This window comes from Herbaspirillum sp. GW821-FHT09A12 (assembly GCF_059418325.1).
In genome coordinates this window covers 479,709-496,023 of the sequence record NZ_JBWKPR010000001.1, presented here as the reverse complement: position 1 = coordinate 496,023, position 16,315 = coordinate 479,709, and the positions used below count along the sequence as shown (strand labels likewise).

The window sequence follows — 16,315 nt, the reverse complement described above, 5'->3', positions numbered from 1 at the left end:
TACCTAATGCCCGGGCGGTTCAATTGCAGGAAGTAACGTGCAACACCGGCGGGCGCATTGTCTTCAGGTTGGCAAGAATAGGGGATGCCTCGCCATGCGTCTCTGCACAAAACGCAGATTCACCAGCATTTTTATGGCGCGGTGCGCCGTTGCGGCGGCAATGGCCTCAGGCGCCGAGATGCTCGTACAGGATCGCGGCGCCCACGCCGATCAGCACCACGCCGCCGATGATCTCGGCGCGCTTGCCGATCACGCTGCCCAGCAGGCGTCCCAGCATCACGCCGATGGTCACCATGATGGTGGTGGCCAATCCGATCAGCAGCGCGGCTTCGACGATGCTGACATCGACGAAGGCCAGGCCCACGCCCACCGCCATCGCATCGATGCTGGTCGCCACGGCGGTCAGCGCCAGCATCGGCACCGACTGGTTCCGCGGTTCGGGCGGGGCCGCTTCATCGCCGCCGCTGCAGCCTTCGCGGATCATGCGCGCGCCCAAGACCAGCAGCAGCACGAAGGCGATCCAGTGATCCCATTCCGATACCCATTGGGTGGCGACCGAACCGGCGAACCAGCCGATCAGCGGGGTGATGGCTTCGATGACGCCAAACAGCAAGCCGATGCGCAGCGCCTGCAGGAATTTCGGCTTGTGCATGGCGGCGCCCTTGCCGATGGCCGCAGCAAAGGCATCGGTCGACATGGCGAAGGCGAGAAGGACGAGAGCGGGGAAGTTCATGAACGGGGTTCCTGGCCGGGCGAAATCCATGGACGCATCCACACGCCCGACCTCATGCGCGGAAACGTCTATGGTCTCGCCTACCAAGTTGGCTACCCGCGCCACGGCCTGGGCCGAGAATGTTGACGCGGGCTCTTCCGGATTGCCCGGAAGCTGGCTACTCCCCAAAGAGAAGGCTGCATTCTAACCGATAAGCCGGTGTGCTGTCCCCCAGGCACGTTGCGCATGCCCGGACGGCAAGGCAATGGGCCGCGCCGCCTGATGCGGCCCCTTTGCGGCCTTACGCGGCCCGCGCCGGATGCGCCTCAACCGCCACCGGGTCGACGTGGGTCATCACGTCCAGCACATTGTGCGCGTCCAGCACGCGCTGGCGCGCCAGCGCGGCGATGGCGTGGCCTTGCGCCACGGTCAGCGCGCCATCGATTTCCAGGTGCACGTCCACCTGGGTCAGGTCGCCCATCTTGCGCGTGCGCAGGTCGTGCAAGCCTTGCACGCCGGGCGTGCCTTCCAGGGTGCAGCGGATCGCCTGCGATTGCTCCTCGGAGACGGCGCGGTCCATCAGGTCGTTCAATGCCGCCCAGAAAAAACGCCAGCCCATGCGTACCACCAGCAAGCCGACCACCGCCGCCGCCACCGGATCGAGCAAGGTAAAGCCGAGCAGGCTGCCGCCGATGCCGAGCGCCACCACCAGCGAGGAAGCGGCGTCCGAGCGCGCATGCCAGGCATTGGCCACCAGCATGCCCGAGCGCACCCGCTCGGCCACCCGGAGCATGTAGCGAAACAGCAATTCCTTGGCCAGCAGCGCCGCCAGCGCCACCCACAGCGCGGCGCTGTGCACCGGCGGCGTATGGCCGTAATCCTGGATCTTGTGCGCGGCCGAAACCAGCATGCCGATGCCCACCGCCAGCAGCAGGCTGCCCAGCGCCAGCGAGGCGGCATTCTCGTAACGCTGGTGGCCGTACTGGTGGTCGGCGTCAGCCTCCTTGCGGCTGTGGTGCGCGGCGAACAGCACCACGAAATCGGAGACCAGGTCCGACAGCGAATGCACGCCGTCGGCGATCAGGGCTTGCGAACCGGACAGGATCCCCGCCGCGATCTGCAGCGCGCTCAGGGCGACGTTGACCGCGATGCTGACCATCGTGCTGACCCGGCCGGCGCGATAGCGGGCCTCGGCTTCGGGCGCGTTTTCTTTTTCTGCGCTTAACATATCGTCAACTATATACCTTGGGACGACCTTTAAATATCCGCAAATATCGGCAAAACTTGTGCTATCGATCAAATTGCAGGATCATCTTGCCACAATACAATGTCAGCCGCCGGGCCCCAGGGGATGCCCGTGGCCGATTGCTCCGCCAAAGCGCGCGATCTTGCACGCGCAAGATCAATTTCAGCAGGGTTCGTCCTGGATGGGCAGTCTCCGGCCGCATCGGGGGAACCGTTGCGAGCCATCGCGCCGCGGCCACGGCAACGCACCAAAACGCTCCGGCAGACCAAGAGCAGCAACTCATCCGAGGAACAGCATGGCACAAGCAACTCCGCAACCGCTGTCGTTCGCATTCGACAGGGACAGCGGCGAACTGAGCGCAACCTTCACCCCGACGGCGGGCTTCCCGCCGCTGACCCTGGCCTTCCTGAAGCAAGCCATGACGGACAACGGGCTGACCAAGCTGTTCTTCCAGGATTCGGTCCTCAACGGTTTCGTGCGCAAGGCCGAAGACGCCAAGGAAGCGGTGAGCCAGGTCATCGCCCAGCGCCGCGACGGCGAGTTCGCGCTGGACGTGGCCGACGACCTGATGAGCGCTTCGCTCACGCTGGTGGCCCCGTTCGGCGGCCGCGCCAAGAGCGTGGAGGTGGTCAACGCGATCCGCGCTGCGGGCATCACCTACGGCATCCTGCACGAACAATTGCGCGGCGCCCTCTCCGCCGGCCAATGCAACAAGCTGGTGATCGCGCAAGGCCTGATGCCGACGCCGGCCGAACCGGCGCGCTTCGAAAGCCTGCTGGAAGAAAAACAGGAAGAGCTGGCCGAAATCGAGGAAGACGCCGTCGTCTCCTATGCCGATATGGGTTACCTGCTGCTGGTGTCGGCGGGCGACCCGCTGATGCGCCGCATCCCGCCGGTCCCCGGCCAGGACGGCATCGACATCCGCGGCGGCAAGGTGCCGGCGCGTCCGATCGCCGATGTCCCGTTCGCCAAGGAATCGGTCGGCGCCGAACCGAGCGCGGACGATCCCGACCTGCTGGTGGCGATCGTGCCGGGCCAGCCTACAGTGGTCAAGAATGGCGTGAAGGTCAATCCGGTGATCGATATCGAGAACGTCGACCTGTCCACCGGCAACCTGACCTTCGAAGGCACGGTGCGCGTCTCCGGCGACGTCATGACCGGCATGAAGCTGCATGTGGGCGGCGACGTGGTGGTGAGCGGCACCGTGGAAGCGGCCGAGATCGTGGCCGGCGGCAATGTCACCGTCAAGGGCGGCGTGATCGGCCATAGCGAAGGCGTGGCCGCCTCGGCCGGCACCACCTCCATCGCCTCGCGCATCAGCGCCAAGGGATCGGTGCAGGTGATGTTCGCCGAAAGCGCCCACATCGAAGCCGGCGAGAACATCCTGGTGCTGGGCAACGCGCGCCAGTGCGAACTGCTGGCCGGCGACCAGATCACGGTGGGCAAGGGCAACCCGCGCACCGGCCAGATCATCGGCGGCCGCATCGAGGCCACCAACATGATCCGCGCCAACGTCATCGGCGCCCCCACCGGCAACCTGACCCGCGTGCAGGTCGGCCTGGATCCCTATCTCGAAGAAAAGATCGCCATCAAGGAACAGGAATACGCGCGCAAGGTGGCCGAACTGGATCGCACCATCAAGCAACAGGGCTACTACAAGCTCAACCCCGAGAAGGCCACGCCGGAAATCCTGTTCGAGACCAGCGAGAAACGCAAGACGCTGGCCTATGAGGTCAAGACGCTGCTGGAAGACGTGGCGCAGATGAAGGAAGGCATGGTCTCCGCCGAAGATGCCCGCATCGTCGTCGCCAAGGCAGTCTATGAAGGCACGGAACTGCGCATCGGGCACCAGGTATGGCCGGTGCAGTCCGACCTCAGCGGCGGCACCGCGCAGCTGTTCGAGGGCGATATCCGCTACAACCCGAAGAAGTAACGATCCGCTTTGATGGAAGACCTCCCCAAGCTCGGCACGGACCAGTTGCGCACATTGGCGCAAGCCTGCGCCGCCGTGACCCGGGCCTGCAATTGCCGCGGCGCCGATGCCGCCGGCTGGATCAGCCTGCCGCTGGCGCTGCCGGAACGGCAACTGGCCGACATCGGCACGCTGGTCGCCGATCCCTACGACGAACCCACCTTCGCCGAATACCACCCCGACGGCACACGCTACGACTGGCCGGAGGCGCCGGTGGCGCCGCGCTACTATCCCTATAACCGCTGCAACGTGGCGCGCTGTACGCTGTGCGGCCGCCATTACCTGCGTTATACCGAAGCCGGCGGCTACTTCGTCGACCGCCGCATCCGCGCACTGGACCGGCCCGCGCTGGTCGTCGACGCCGACTGAGCGCCAATTAAGCGCCGCCAGGCGCGACCTCAGGCCCCCTCAGCCCCGGCTCAGGCGGCTGGACATCAGGATCTGGTACAGCGTGTCCGCCGGCCGCGACAAGCGGCGCGCCGTCAACGCCACATATTCCACATCGGGCAGCAGCGGCAGGCTGGCATGGTTGAGCGGCACCGTGAGGTCGCGCGAGGCCAGATGCTGCGGCAAGGCCGACAAGCCCAGGCCGCCGCGCGCTGCCGCCATGCAACCGGCATGGCTGCCGCTGGTGCAGACGATGCGCCAATGGTGGCCCGACTTGCCCAGCGCCTGCAGCGTGGCGGCACGGGTGATGCTGGGCTCGGGCAACAGGATCAGCGGCAGCGGCTGCGACAGGTCGACCTGCGTCTCCGGCCGGGTGAGCCACTGCATCGGCGTGGAAAACATGCTGTGCCCGCGCGACTCCCCGCTGCGCCGCTTGCCCACCAGCAAATCCAGCTTGCCCTGGTCGAGCAAGGCATACAGCTCGCTGGTCAGGCCAATGGTGATCTCCAGCTCGACTTCCGGATGCTGGCTGCGGAAAGCCGCCAACATGTCCGGCAGCGGCCCCATGGCAAGGTCATCGGAAGTGCCGAAGCGCACCCGGCCACGCAAGCGCTCGCCGCTGAACTGGGCCTCGGCGCGGGCATGCGCTTGCAGGATCAGGCGCGCATGCACCAACAGGCTCTCGCCATCGGCGGTCAGGGCCAGGGAATGGGTGTCGCGTACGAACAGGCGCCGCCCCACGCTTTCTTCCAGCCGCCGGATATGGTCGCTCACGCTCGATTGCGTCAACCCGAGCTGGCGCCCGGCCTCGGTGAAGCTGCGGGAAGCGGCAGCGGTGGTAAAGGTCTGCAGCCAGACGGGATTGAGCATGATGGGGCGCCATCGGCAACGTTGGAAGACATGCCATTGTCATCGATTTTTCCGATCACAGTCAACGCGATCAAAGGGGTTCCCGATAGCCGTCCGATTTTCTATCATGGAGGAAAATCATCGAACCTCGTCCCTTGCCATGAAACGCTTCCTCCCCGACCGCTTCACCCAACTGCTCATCGGCACCGTGCTGCTGGCCACGCTGCTGCCGGCCACCGGCCGTTTCGAGAGCTTCATGCATGTGGCCAGCAACGTGGCGATCTCGCTGCTGTTCTTCCTGCACGGCGCCAAGCTGTCGCGCGAGGCGGCAATCTCCGGCCTGAAGCAACCCAAGCTGCACCTGCTGACGCTGGCCTCGACCTTCATCCTGTTTCCGTTGCTGGGGCTGGCGCTCAAGGCCGCGGCGCCGGACCTGCTGACGCCGCAGTTGTGGATGGGAGTGCTGTTCGTCTGCACGCTGTCGTCCACGGTGCAATCGTCGATCGGCTTCACCTCGATCGCGCGCGGCAACGTGCCGGCGGCGATCTGCGGCGCCACCGCGTCCAACCTGCTGGGCATCCTGGTCACGCCGCTGCTGGTGACCCTGCTGCTGCATCGCCACCATGAAGGCAGCGGCTGGTCGCAGGTGCTAAGCATCCTGCTGCAATTGCTGCTGCCGTTCGTGCTGGGCAACCTGCTGCGCCCGTGGATCGGCGCCTGGATCAATCGCCACAAGGTGATTGTCAACGTGGTCGACCGCGGCGGTATCCTGCTGTCGGTTTACGCCGCCTTCAGCGCCGCCGTGGCGCAAGGCATCTGGCACCTGTTCCCGCCCGGCCAGCTGGCGCTGCTGCTGCTGGTCAACGCGGTGCTGCTGGGCGCGGTGCTGCTGATCACCACCTATGGCGCGCGGGCGCTGAAGATGCCGCGCGGCGATGAGATCGTGCTGGTGTTCTGCGGCTCCAAGAAGTCGCTGGCCTCGGGCATCCCGATCGCCTCGGTGCTGTTTGCCGGCAGCGGCGCGGCCATCGTGCTCTTGCCCATCATGCTGTTCCACCAGATGCAGCTGATGCTGTGCGCCGTGCTGGCGCGCCGCTATGCCGAACAGCACGAGCGCCAGGAGCAGACCCGGCCCGACAGCGCCCCGGCCGTGGCCGGCGCCGGCCGCTGAACTTTATTCTCCTGTTTTCCTTCCTTAGAACCTGTTCGTAAACAGGTTTTTATGCAGGCTCCTGACACCACGCTGTCAGGAGCCTGCCTGCATGATGCGTCGCATGCCGCCCGCCATCGGCGGCATCCTCAACCACATGCACAACGAAAGGAAGACACCATGCAAACCAACGTCAACTGGTTCGAAATCGCCACCAAGGACCTGACCCGCGCCGCCCGTTTCTACGAAACCGTGTTCGCCACCAGGCTGCGCCTGGAAAGCCTGGAAGAAGAATCCCCCATGGCGGTCTTCACCCGCGATGACGGCCAGTCCATCGGCTGCCTGACCGGCGGCGACTGGATCGAACCCTCGCCCCAGGGCACGCTGGTGTATCTGGATGCCGGCCCTTCGATCCAGGCCGTCATCGACCGCATCGAAACCGCCGGCGGCAAGATCGCCATGGAGAAAACCCAACTGCCCAAGGAGATGGGCTATATCTGCCAGTTCATCGACACAGAAGGCAACCGGGTCGCACTGCACGCGATGAACTGAGCATCGCCGGCGCAAGCGGACGACATCGACATGCGCGCCCCATCGCAGCCGCATTGCACAGCAACATCGAAGCTGGTGGCGAAGCCGGCCGGTGCGTGCCAGAATGGCGCGCACCGCATTTTCCCTGCCTCCCATGCGCCGAGCCGACCGACTGTTCCAGATCACCCAATACCTGCGCGGACGCAGGCTCACCACCGCGCGCCAGCTGGCCGAATGGTTGTCGGTCTCGGAACGCACGGTCTATCGCGACATTCGCGATCTCTCCCTGTCGGGCGTGCCGGTGGATGGCGAGGCCGGCGTCGGCTATCGCATCAAACCCGGCTACGACTTGCCGCCGCTGATGTTCAACGCCGATGAAATCGATGCGCTGGTGATCGGCATGCGCATGGTGCAAGCCTGGGGCGGCCCGCAATTGTCGGCCTCGGCCGCCTCCGCACTGGCCAAGGTGGTGCTGGCGCTGCCGCGCGACAAGCGCGACTTCGTCGAGGCCACGCCGCTGTTCGCCCCCGACACCTTAATGGATCCGCAGCAAGGCGAATGCCTGGAGCAAATACGCCAGGCCATCAGCAGCCGCCACAAGCTGCTCCTGGATTATTCGGATGCCCGGCAACGCGCCAGCCAGCGGGTAGTCTGGCCGCTGGCGCTGGCCTTCTTCGGCGGCAGCTGGCTACTGGCCGCATGGTGCGAAGCGCGCGACGACTTTCGCTCGTTCCGCCTGGACCGTGTGCAACAGCTCAGCGAGCAAGGCTACTATCCCGACCGCGACGGCCGCCGCCTGGCCGACTTCGTGCGCGCCATGCGGCGCGACCGCAAGGAACCGGACGCGCCCCTGCAATAGCGCATGGCGGCGCAAACCGCATATGCAGATGCAAATTCATTCGTTCGTCCGGGGTGGCCGCAGGGTTAGGCTGGAGCCGTTATCATTTCCGGGCCACCCCATGCGAAAAGAGAACCGCCGCACCAAGGCAGGCAATGCGCCTGCGCCATCCGCCCTCCCGCCCCAGCCTGCCTCGCGCATTTCACTGGACGACCGCTGTGTGCTGTGCGTGGGAGGTTTGACCGGCGCGCGCAACCACTACCGCGCCGAGATCGAAACGCGCGACGGGCGTTTCATCCACCACGACGGCGGCCGCGAAGACAACCTGCACCGCCTGGCGCCGATGCTGGCCACGGCCGACATCGTGATCTGCGCCTCCGGCAACATCAGCCACAACGCCTATCACCTGGTCAAAAGCACCTGCAAGAAACTGGGCAAGCCATGCGTGCTGGTCAAGGGAACCGGCATCGCCTCCTTCCTCGACGGCCTGGGCAGCCTGGCGCAGCAACACCCCACGACGAGCGGCCCCTCCGCGCGCGGCGAACGCATGCTCAGAAGCGGGCGCTGACGCCCCCCAGAACCTGTTGCCGGCCCCGCCGGCAGCTTAAACCCATCATGCCGATTGGAAAAAATCGGCAAAGCCCCCTACAATCGACTCCCACGGCCATACACCATGGTCAAGAACCTGTGCGCGCGCCCTGCCGGGAGCGGGAACAGGTTCCAAAGTGACAACCAGCCGATCCGGCATCATCCTCGGGAGCTTGTTTGAAAATCGTACGTCGCCTGGCCGCAAGCCTGCCGGCGCTGGCGCTGGCCTGTTCGGCCGGCGTGGCCCCGGTCGCGCAAGCCGCGCCGCAACCCAGCTTCGGCATCGAAGTCGGCAATGCCCTGCTGTGCCTGAACCAGCTCAACAGCAAATACTTCTACGACTACCTGTACGAAGCCTTCGGCCCGCCGTACAAGACCGAAGGCGGCGCTTACTGGTTCAAGGCCACCAATGTCAACCTGTGGGGGGTACAGGTCACCGACCTGCTGGTCAACGACAGCAACAGCCAGGCCGACTTCATCGGCGCCTTCTTCAACGCCACCCCGGTCAGGCTGACGGACGCCATCAGTTCGACCCTGGGCATACGCTTCACGCCGGAAGACAATTCCGCCTATCCGGTACGCCAGTCGCAGGCAGGCAGCAAGATCGTCTACAACGACACCAACGCCAAGATGTACTGCGCCAAGTCCAAGTACCTGGTGCCGGCGCCGCAACAGCCATGAGCCCGGACGCGTTCCGGGCCGCCAACGAAAAAGCCGCGCATCACACCATGCGCGGCTTTTTCAATGGCGGGCCGGGTTGCGGTTCTGGACCCCGTTCAAGCCTGCCCCTTCGACTTTTGCACGTCCTCGACCGTGCGGATGCAATCGCGGCCCGCCGCCTTGGCCAGGTATAGCGCCTCGTCGGCCTCGCGCAGCACGTCTTCCGGATTGTCCACCTGGCGCTGGGGCGCCACGGCGGACACGCCGATGCTGATGGTGAGGTTGCCGGTGGCGCTGGCGCTGTGCTCGATTCCCAGGCCCTGGACCGACTTGCGGATGCGCTCGGCCACCATCATCGCGCCCTCCAGCCTGGCGCCCGGCAGCAGCACCGCGATCTCTTCGCCGCCGTAGCGCGCCAGCAGGTCTTCCGGACGCACATTGGTATCGCGGATGGCGCTGCCCAGGCGGCGCAGCACCTTGTCGCCGGCCATGTGGCCGTACAGGTCGTTGTACTGCTTGAAGTAGTCGACATCGATCATGATCACCGCCAGCGACAGGCCGGTGCGCGCGGCCCGGTTGAATTCCTCCTGCAGGCCGCGCTCGAACTGGCGGCGGTTGGCCAGGCCGGTGAGCGCGTCTTCCAGCGCCAGGCGCGACAGGGTCTTGTTCATTTCCTCCAGGTTGACGCGCGCCTCGTCCAGTTCGGCCTCGATGTTCTTGCGCTCCTGCATCAGGGCATTGAAGGCGCCGTGCAGGTCGCCCAATTCGTCCTGGCGCACTTCTCCGGGCAATTGCGCCAGGCTCTTGTCCTGGCGGATACGCTGGATGTGCGCGAGCAAACGCTGCAACGGCAGGAACAGGCGGTTGACGAACCACCAGGCCAGAATGCCGGCCAGCAACGTCAGCACGGCGGCGGCCAGGATGGCGCGCTCCTGCATCTCGGCGATGGGGGCGTAGGCGTCCGAACTCAGGTAGTGGGCGCCGATGATCCAGTTGGCGCTGCTCATGCGCTTGTACGAAGTCAAGGCGGGCGCGCCGGCCTGGTCCACGCTTTCCATGCTGCCTTCAAACCCCTTGAGCGCCTGTTCGTTGGCAATGCCCTGGCCGCCGGCGACATCCATGTGGTTGAGAATGAGCTCCTTGTCCGGATGCTCGACCACGATGCCGTCGGTGGTGAAGATATACATGAAACCGCTCTTGCCCAGGCGCACATCGGTAAACTGGCCGAGGAAATTGTGCTCCTTCAGGTCGATGCTGGCCACCAGCACCAGGTCGACTTCGCCGTGCGCATCGAGCAGCGGCTCGGTCATCAAGACCACCGAGCGGTTGGACATCTTGCTTTTCAGCGGCTTGGAAATCACGCCCTTTTTGGCCTTGACCGTCTCCACCAGATAGTCGCGGCCGGCCATGCTGAAGCGGTTGACCTGGCCGGCATCGGCATAGTTGGCGATCATGGCGCCATTGGCCTCGACCACGCTGACATTGAAGAACTGCGCATTGAGCGACAGGTGCTGCTCAAGGTAACGCTGCATCTGCGCCGGATTGTGGCGCACGGCGTCGGGGATGCCCTCGCCCAGCAGGCGCAACGAAATGCGCCGGTCTTCAAAACCGGCATCGAGCGCGGCGGCGGTCAGCTTCAAGGCAGTGAATTGCTGCTCGCCCAATTCATCGCGCATATCGCGCCGGATGACGAATAGCGAGATGGCGGTGACCACGATGGCGGTAATCACCACGGCGGCCACGACGGCCAGGGCCAGGCGGGTTTTCAGTTTCAGGTTCGGATTCAGACGCGACATAGGCAGAGCATGAACTTTCTCATGGGAAAATTTTCTTGGTGATCAGAGGCTACCCGCGGATGACGACGGCAAGCGTATCCGCGAAGCAGCAAGACAGGGAATGTTCCGGACTTCGCGCCCGGCGCCGCCATGGATGATATGCATTGGCCGCTTGATCCGTTCTACCGGCCCCTCCCGATATCCGGCAAATTCCGGCCAATGACAGGCCCGCGTTGGCAGGCCAAGCGAAATGCTACAGGCTAGCGCAGGCCTATGCAAACGCCTGTCGGCCGGTGTGACGTTTTATCCACGCCGGCCACGCGCCAGTCACACGACCTGCAGCGCGCGCAACAGCGGCAGGCGGGTACGCGCGAACAGCTGCGCCTGGGTCGCCAGCTCGCCCAGGTTTTCCTGCTCGCCCTCAAGCCGTATCCCCTCGCGCACCAGCTTCTTGCCTTGCGCACTGATGTACTTCCACGCCAGCGCCGGCCAGGCATCCACCTGCTCGCCATGCTCCAGGTAGGCCAGCAGGAACAGTTGGCCGATGCGGTCGACCGCCACCCCGCCGCCGGTCACCGGGCTGCACAGGTGGCCGACGCCGCCTTCGATGGCCGATGGCGCGGCCAGGGCCGCCATATTCAGCAAATGCACATTAAGCGCCCGGGTGCGCCGGGTAATCTCCGCGCGCGCGTCGTCCGCGGGCTCGCTCGGCAACGGCGCGGCATGGCCGGTGCCGATCAGCATCAGCGCCGAGTCGAGCACTTGCGACAAATTCAGGTTGCGATGCGCCAGCGACGCCGCCAGGTCGACCAGCGTATGCGGCTGATAGTCGCTCAAGGCCTGCAGGATGGGGTCGTAAATCAGCCGGTTCAGGGTGATCTCGGAGGCCACGTTCTGGATGGTCAACGGCACCTTGTCCGGCTCGGTCAGCAGCACGATGCTTTGCAGCGCCAGCGCCTGCACCCGCTGGCGCTCGTCCAGCCCCTGCCCGCCGCGCACCCAGTAGTCGCGCCGGAACTGCTGGTTAACCATGAAGTCGCGCACGCTCTGTTGCATCACGGGATCATCCATGCCCTGCATGAACTGCCGCTGCGCCGGCGTCAGGTTGGCCATGTCGAGATGGTCGGCGTAGTGGGCCGGGCAAGCGAACTGCAGGCCGGACTGCGACAGGCGCTGGTGCATCCGGGCGAAGGATTCGGCGTGCCAGTCGCGGTTGAAGTACTCATGCGCCAGATAGTCGCGGCCTTGCTGCTGCAGGATCTTCAGGCGGTCGCGCATGAACGGGTTGGCCTGGGCGTACACCGGGTCGGCATCGAACATGCGGGCGGCGAAATCCAGCGCGGCATCGATGCGCGCTTCGGTCGGCAGCGCCTGTTCGTCGTTGCCGGCTTGCTGCGTGTGCTGCACCATCAGGTCGCGCAACGGCATGAAAGCGGACCAGCCGGGCTGGGTGTTGTAGCTGATGTAAAGCACGCCGCCGGACTTGAGCTTGCGGTCGATGAAGTCGAAGATGATGGCGCGGTTTTCTTCCGAGACCCAGCTCCACACGCCGTGCAGCGCGATGAAGTCGAAATCCGGCAAGTCGCCGCGACGGCAAAAGTGCGAAAAGCTCGAGTCTTCCAGCTGCGCGCCGCTGCCGCTGGCCGCGGCCAGCTCTTTGGCGAAACCGGCTTGCATGGGATTGAAATCGTTGCCCCACCAGCGCGTGCCCGATGCCGCCGCATGGAAGTTGGTCGACAGCCCCTGGCCAAACCCCAGTTCGCAGGCCGTCTGCACGACTGGCGCCCGCAGGCCGTGGAAGGCGAACGCCAGCGGCAGGCGCGCCGGATTCATGCCGGGGTAGTAACCGTAGGTGTAGGCGATGTCGAAGACGTATCCGTCGTTCCAGTTATTCAAGGCAGGCTCCCTGCGGGGATGGCATTGGCGTTATTAGACAGCAGCGGCAGCGATGGCGGCATCAGCTGCCGCCGCCGTCGCTATTGTTATTGGCAGTGTCGTCCTTGCTGCTGTGGGCACTGTAGGCCGTATATTTCCGTGAACTGCCGCGCGCCTGCTCGACCGGATACTTGCGGCGGTTCAGCTCCATCTTCTCCAGCACCGCGCTGCGCAGGTCGACGCCGGTATGGTCGGCCAACTGGATCAGGTAGACCAGCACATCGGCCATCTCGTGCCGGATGCCTTCGCGGGCGGCGGCGTCGAGCTCATGGTCGGCGCCGGTGGGCAGCCACTGGAAATGCTCCATCAACTCCGCCGCTTCCACCGACAGCGCCATGGCGAGGTTCTTCGGGGTATGGAAACGCAGCCAGTCGCGTTCGCCGGAAAACTGGCGGATGATGCCGCGCAGTTCGATAAGGTCGGAAATCGGTTCTTGTGGGACGCTCATGGGATGGCAATGCGCGGGGCTGTCGGCAAAGCGTTCACTTTATCACCATCGCCAAAACAGCGCGGCGTCTAACAGGCCGCAACATGCCGCATCAGGCCGCCTTGGTGCACAATGTAGCGATCTTCGCCACGGACTCCCCGACCATGTCTCCACGCCTCCTCCTCCCGCAGCGCCTGCTGCTGTGCGCCGCCCTGACGATGGCCGCATTGCTGGCCGGCTGCGACCGCTCCATCGAACAGCAACAGGCTGAACACGCGGCGGCCGAAACCACGCTGGGCGTCACCTCCGACGAATTCGCCCGGCGCTTCAACGAAAAGCTGCCCGATGTGCTGGCCGGCATGCAAGTCGATGAGCCGGCGCACATGGCCACCCTGTACCGGATCGACCCCTCTCGCCTGCATTCCGGCCAATACGAATACGTATTGGAAACCAAGGTCGGCCCGGCGCAGACTTCCATGCTCGGCACGCTCAACAAGAAAGGCGAGCTAAGGGCCGTCGGCGTGCTGCTCACCGACCGTTCGCAAGCCGCCCGCGACGAATTCCTGATCTGCGCGGACGGTTCCGCGCGCAGCTTCATCTCGTCCAACCCGGAAAAGCTGCTGCCGCTGATCACCAGCCTGACCGACATCGCCCTCAACCATCCCGGGCAACGCATGACGAAAGTGGTCGCCAACCAACTGCTGTCGGTGGAAGTGGTGCTGCAGGGTTTGCTGTTCCAGGTGCAGCCGACACAATAAGGCGCCTGGCGGCGCGGCGCATTTCTCACGCGGCGATACGTAATCATTAATTACTCATATTTTTACAACACATTGCCTTGCAGTTTGATTAATTCTGATGCCATACGCCGCACCGGCGTTCGGTATCGCTTGAAAAACCGAAGCAGATCTGCCAACAATGGCTGATCGCGCCAAATCAAAAAAAGGCCACTGGCCCAACGCGGCAAACGACCTTGCGTTGCTTGCCGGCGCGATCCATTCCAAGCCTTACCGACGTATCCAGTTCCGCACGCAGTAGCGATAGTTTGAGTTTGCCAGGCCGCGGCATCAGGGGAAAGTGCCGTCGCATCCATAACTATATGCACCGATCCAGCCAATGGCGCGGGCCCGGCGCACTAACGCAAGGGGGAAATCGCATGCGCAATAACCAGCCGGTCACCACGGTCGAACGTCTGCTGGAAGACAGCAAATCCATCGTCTCCAAGACCGATCTCCAGGGCAACATCACCTACGTCAATCCTTACTTCATTGAAATCAGCGGCTTCACCGAAGCCGAACTGATCGGCGCGCCGCAAAACATCGTGCGCCACCCCGACATGCCGCGCGAGGCCTTCGCCGACCTGTGGGCCACGATCAAATCGGGGTTGCCATGGAATGGCCTGGTCAAGAACCGCTGCAAGAACGGCGACTTCTACTGGGTACAGGCCAACGTCACGCCGGTGCGCGAAAACGGCCAGACGGTCGGTTATATGTCGGTGCGCACACGCCCTTCGCGCGAACAGGTGCAGGCGACCGACGCCATCTACCAGCGTTTCAGCGCGGGCCAGGCCAGCGGCCTGCGGATCCGGCGCGGCGCCGCCGTGCGCGGCGGCCTCGCCGGCTGGCTGCTGAACTTGCGCAACATCTCCATCGCACGCAGGCTGGGCCTGGTCATGGCCGTACTCGCGCTGATGTTTGCCGCCGGCGGCCTCATCGCCGGCCACGCCGTGCGAACGGCCGGCGCCAACCATTATCCGGTATGGGCCGGCACCGTCGCCGGCATCTTGCTGCTGCTGGGCTCCTGGGCCATGCTGCACGCTGCCATCGTCACGCCGCTGAAACAAGCCATCAGCACCGTACACGGCCTGGCCGGCGGCGACCTCAACCTGCAGGTCGACGCCAGCCGGCGCGGCGACATGGGGCTGCTGCTGCAAGCGCTGCAGCAACTCAACGTCAACCTGCGCTCCATCATTGGCGACGTGCGGCGCAATGTGGAGTCGATCACGGTCTCGACGCAGGAAATCGCCAGCGGCAACCTCGACCTCTCCGGCCGCACCGAATCCCAGGCCGCCAGCCTGGAGGAAACCGCCTCCAGCGTCGAACAGTTCGCCGCCACGGTACGCCAGAACGCCGACTCGGCAGCCAATGCCGACCGCCAGGCGCAATCGGCCTCGGATATCGCCAACCGCGGCAGCGAATCGGTGCGGCGCATGGGCATGACGATGGAAGAGATCAACACCGCCTCGGACAAGATCGTCGATATCATCGGCCTGATCGACGGCATCTCGTTCCAGACCAATATCCTGGCGCTCAATGCGGCGGTGGAAGCCGCCCGCGCCGGCGAACAGGGACGCGGCTTCGCGGTGGTGGCGGCAGAAGTGCGCACGCTGGCGCAGCGTTCGGCGGCCGCCGCCAAGGACATCAAGACCCTGATCGACGACTCCGGCAGCAAAGTGGAAAGCGGCAACCTGCTGGTGCGCGAAACGGCGCATGCGATGGATGAAATACGCAGCGCGGTACAGGGCATGGCGGTGACCATGAACGAGATCACCATGGCCAGCCGCGAACAAAGCGGCGGCATTGAACAACTCAATCAGTCGATCAACTCCATCGATGAAACCACGCAGCAAAACGCCGCGCTGGTGGAACAGGCCGCCGCCGCTGCCGAAAACCTGCGCGACCAGGCGCACCGCTTGAGCCAGGCGGTTTCCGTGTTCAAGATCGGCGACGGCGCGCCGCCGCAACGCCAGATCGCGACATCCCCCGTACCGACGCTGCCGATGGCCGCACCCCGGCTGGCGCGACCGTAGCGCGCGCAGGACGGCGGCCCGACCGCCGCCAGCCGCCCGCCGCCAGCCTTTACATTGACTTGCAAATCTTTACCCGAAAGGCGGGCGTGGCAGCATTCACGCTGACACCTTGCTTGGCTATGATGAAGCCGTGTCCTGCCGCTGCCATCGCGGCCGCGGTGGCCGGCATCATCCATACGACAAGGGAGTCCATCATGAGCGTGTCATCCGTTTCTTCCGGCAACAGCAGTTTCTACAACACCATCGTCCAACCGATCAAGAACGTCGTCAAGGAAGTCGGCGACGACATCGGCGACGCCTACGACACCACGGTGGACACCGTGAAGTCCGCCGCCAATACTGTCAGCGACGACATCTCCGCAGGCTTCAAGAAGATCGGCAACATCATCGATACCAGCGTCTGAACAAACAGGGAGCGGGCAATACCGCCGCTCCCTGC

At 64.7% G+C, this 16,315-nt stretch carries 17 protein-coding genes and 1 riboswitch; of the genes, 10 read left to right on the top strand and 7 right to left on the bottom strand.

Annotation, left to right across the window (positions count from 1 at the left end; all coding sequences use genetic code 11):
- Nucleotides 1-166 precede the first annotated feature (166 nt).
- Nucleotides 167-733 carry a manganese efflux pump MntP gene (gene mntP / locus AC07N6_RS02210; RefSeq protein ID WP_494780688.1) on the bottom strand — a complete coding sequence of 189 codons (567 nt, stop codon included), beginning with the start codon at nt 731-733 and terminating at the stop codon, nt 167-169.
- Nucleotides 734-742: 9 nt separating this feature from the next.
- Nucleotides 743-912: riboswitch (yybP-ykoY riboswitch) on the bottom strand.
- A gap of 101 nt (nt 913-1,013) precedes the next feature.
- Nucleotides 1,014-1,940, bottom strand: a complete 927-nt coding sequence (locus tag AC07N6_RS02205) for a cation diffusion facilitator family transporter (RefSeq protein ID WP_494780687.1) — start codon at nt 1,938-1,940, stop codon at nt 1,014-1,016.
- A gap of 313 nt (nt 1,941-2,253) precedes the next feature.
- Between AC07N6_RS02205 and AC07N6_RS02200 the strand changes: the two genes are divergently transcribed.
- Both AC07N6_RS02200 and AC07N6_RS02195 read left to right on the top strand, forming a co-directional pair.
- The gene (locus AC07N6_RS02200) at nt 2,254-3,891 is read left to right on the top strand and encodes a flagellar assembly protein A (RefSeq protein ID WP_494780686.1); all 1,638 of its coding nucleotides are present in this window, start codon (nt 2,254-2,256) and stop codon (nt 3,889-3,891) included.
- A gap of 12 nt (nt 3,892-3,903) precedes the next feature.
- Entirely contained in the window at nt 3,904-4,299 is a 396-nt protein-coding gene (locus AC07N6_RS02195) for a hypothetical protein (protein WP_494780685.1), read from the top strand.
- 39 nt (nt 4,300-4,338) lie between these two features.
- Here AC07N6_RS02195 and AC07N6_RS02190 read toward each other — a convergent pair whose 3' ends face one another.
- Entirely contained in the window at nt 4,339-5,187 is an 849-nt protein-coding gene (locus AC07N6_RS02190) for a LysR family transcriptional regulator (RefSeq protein WP_494780684.1), read from the bottom strand.
- Nucleotides 5,188-5,326: 139 nt separating this feature from the next.
- Here AC07N6_RS02190 and AC07N6_RS02185 point away from each other — a divergent pair, with 139 nt between their 5' ends.
- From AC07N6_RS02185 to AC07N6_RS02165, 5 genes are all read left to right on the top strand, one after another.
- The gene (locus tag AC07N6_RS02185; RefSeq protein WP_494780683.1) at nt 5,327-6,337 is read left to right on the top strand and encodes a bile acid:sodium symporter family protein; all 1,011 of its coding nucleotides are present in this window, start codon (nt 5,327-5,329) and stop codon (nt 6,335-6,337) included.
- A 159-nt stretch (nt 6,338-6,496) separates the two neighbouring features.
- A complete protein-coding gene (locus AC07N6_RS02180; protein ID WP_494780682.1) occupies nt 6,497-6,868 on the top strand; it encodes a VOC family protein in 372 nt (123 codons plus the stop codon).
- Nucleotides 6,869-7,001: 133 nt separating this feature from the next.
- Complete coding sequence (locus AC07N6_RS02175) at nt 7,002-7,706, top strand: helix-turn-helix transcriptional regulator (protein WP_494780681.1); 705 nt, start codon at nt 7,002-7,004, stop codon at nt 7,704-7,706.
- Nucleotides 7,707-7,806: 100 nt separating this feature from the next.
- Nucleotides 7,807-8,253 (top strand): DUF2325 domain-containing protein, encoded by a 447-nt coding sequence (locus AC07N6_RS02170; protein ID WP_494780680.1) that lies wholly within the window; start codon nt 7,807-7,809, stop codon nt 8,251-8,253.
- A 197-nt stretch (nt 8,254-8,450) separates the two neighbouring features.
- On the top strand, nt 8,451-8,954 hold the full coding sequence (locus tag AC07N6_RS02165; protein ID WP_494780679.1) for a hypothetical protein: 504 nt from the start codon (nt 8,451-8,453) through the stop codon (nt 8,952-8,954).
- A gap of 95 nt (nt 8,955-9,049) precedes the next feature.
- Here AC07N6_RS02165 and AC07N6_RS02160 read toward each other — a convergent pair whose 3' ends face one another.
- The 3 genes from AC07N6_RS02160 to AC07N6_RS02150 form a co-directional block, all read right to left on the bottom strand.
- Nucleotides 9,050-10,729 carry a diguanylate cyclase gene (locus AC07N6_RS02160; RefSeq protein ID WP_494780678.1) on the bottom strand — a complete coding sequence of 560 codons (1,680 nt, stop codon included), beginning with the start codon at nt 10,727-10,729 and terminating at the stop codon, nt 9,050-9,052.
- 306 nt (nt 10,730-11,035) lie between these two features.
- Nucleotides 11,036-12,604 (bottom strand): methyltransferase regulatory domain-containing protein, encoded by a 1,569-nt coding sequence (locus tag AC07N6_RS02155; RefSeq protein WP_494780677.1) that lies wholly within the window; start codon nt 12,602-12,604, stop codon nt 11,036-11,038.
- Between the two features lie 61 nt (nt 12,605-12,665).
- The gene (locus tag AC07N6_RS02150) at nt 12,666-13,091 is read right to left on the bottom strand and encodes a nucleotide pyrophosphohydrolase (RefSeq protein ID WP_494780676.1); all 426 of its coding nucleotides are present in this window, start codon (nt 13,089-13,091) and stop codon (nt 12,666-12,668) included.
- 143 nt (nt 13,092-13,234) lie between these two features.
- On the opposite strand from AC07N6_RS02150, the gene AC07N6_RS02145 reads away from it, so the two are divergent.
- The gene (locus AC07N6_RS02145; RefSeq protein ID WP_494780675.1) at nt 13,235-13,828 is read left to right on the top strand and encodes an attG domain containing protein; all 594 of its coding nucleotides are present in this window, start codon (nt 13,235-13,237) and stop codon (nt 13,826-13,828) included.
- Between the two features lie 395 nt (nt 13,829-14,223).
- Complete coding sequence (locus AC07N6_RS02140; RefSeq protein WP_494780674.1) at nt 14,224-15,876, top strand: methyl-accepting chemotaxis protein; 1,653 nt, start codon at nt 14,224-14,226, stop codon at nt 15,874-15,876.
- Nucleotides 15,877-15,925: 49 nt separating this feature from the next.
- On the opposite strand, the gene AC07N6_RS02135 is transcribed toward AC07N6_RS02140, so the two are convergent.
- Complete coding sequence (locus AC07N6_RS02135) at nt 15,926-16,072, bottom strand: hypothetical protein (protein ID WP_494780673.1); 147 nt, start codon at nt 16,070-16,072, stop codon at nt 15,926-15,928.
- On the opposite strand from AC07N6_RS02135, the gene AC07N6_RS02130 reads away from it, so the two are divergent.
- On the top strand, nt 16,071-16,280 hold the full coding sequence (locus AC07N6_RS02130) for a protamine P1 domain containing protein (protein WP_494780672.1): 210 nt from the start codon (nt 16,071-16,073) through the stop codon (nt 16,278-16,280). The two genes, AC07N6_RS02135 and AC07N6_RS02130, sit on opposite strands and share 2 nt — an antisense overlap.
- The last annotated feature ends 35 nt before the right edge of the window (nt 16,281-16,315 follow it).

Coding starts and splice junctions, on each gene's coding strand:
- AC07N6_RS02190 (WP_494780684.1), bottom strand. CDS start 5,187: ATGCTCAATCCCGTCTGGCTGCAGACCTTTACCACCGCTGCCGCTTCC.
- mntP (WP_494780688.1), bottom strand. CDS start 733: ATGAACTTCCCCGCTCTCGTCCTTCTCGCCTTCGCCATGTCGACCGAT.
- AC07N6_RS02185 (WP_494780683.1), top strand. CDS start 5,327: ATGAAACGCTTCCTCCCCGACCGCTTCACCCAACTGCTCATCGGCACC.
- AC07N6_RS02180 (WP_494780682.1), top strand. CDS start 6,497: ATGCAAACCAACGTCAACTGGTTCGAAATCGCCACCAAGGACCTGACC.
- AC07N6_RS02145 (WP_494780675.1), top strand. CDS start 13,235: ATGTCTCCACGCCTCCTCCTCCCGCAGCGCCTGCTGCTGTGCGCCGCC.
- AC07N6_RS02135 (WP_494780673.1), bottom strand. CDS start 16,072: ATGATGGACTCCCTTGTCGTATGGATGATGCCGGCCACCGCGGCCGCG.
- AC07N6_RS02150 (WP_494780676.1), bottom strand. CDS start 13,091: ATGAGCGTCCCACAAGAACCGATTTCCGACCTTATCGAACTGCGCGGC.
- AC07N6_RS02130 (WP_494780672.1), top strand. CDS start 16,071: ATGAGCGTGTCATCCGTTTCTTCCGGCAACAGCAGTTTCTACAACACC.
- AC07N6_RS02170 (WP_494780680.1), top strand. CDS start 7,807: ATGCGAAAAGAGAACCGCCGCACCAAGGCAGGCAATGCGCCTGCGCCA.
- AC07N6_RS02195 (WP_494780685.1), top strand. CDS start 3,904: ATGGAAGACCTCCCCAAGCTCGGCACGGACCAGTTGCGCACATTGGCG.
- AC07N6_RS02205 (WP_494780687.1), bottom strand. CDS start 1,940: ATGTTAAGCGCAGAAAAAGAAAACGCGCCCGAAGCCGAGGCCCGCTAT.
- AC07N6_RS02160 (WP_494780678.1), bottom strand. CDS start 10,729: ATGTCGCGTCTGAATCCGAACCTGAAACTGAAAACCCGCCTGGCCCTG.
- AC07N6_RS02140 (WP_494780674.1), top strand. CDS start 14,224: ATGCGCAATAACCAGCCGGTCACCACGGTCGAACGTCTGCTGGAAGAC.
- AC07N6_RS02200 (WP_494780686.1), top strand. CDS start 2,254: ATGGCACAAGCAACTCCGCAACCGCTGTCGTTCGCATTCGACAGGGAC.
- AC07N6_RS02175 (WP_494780681.1), top strand. CDS start 7,002: ATGCGCCGAGCCGACCGACTGTTCCAGATCACCCAATACCTGCGCGGA.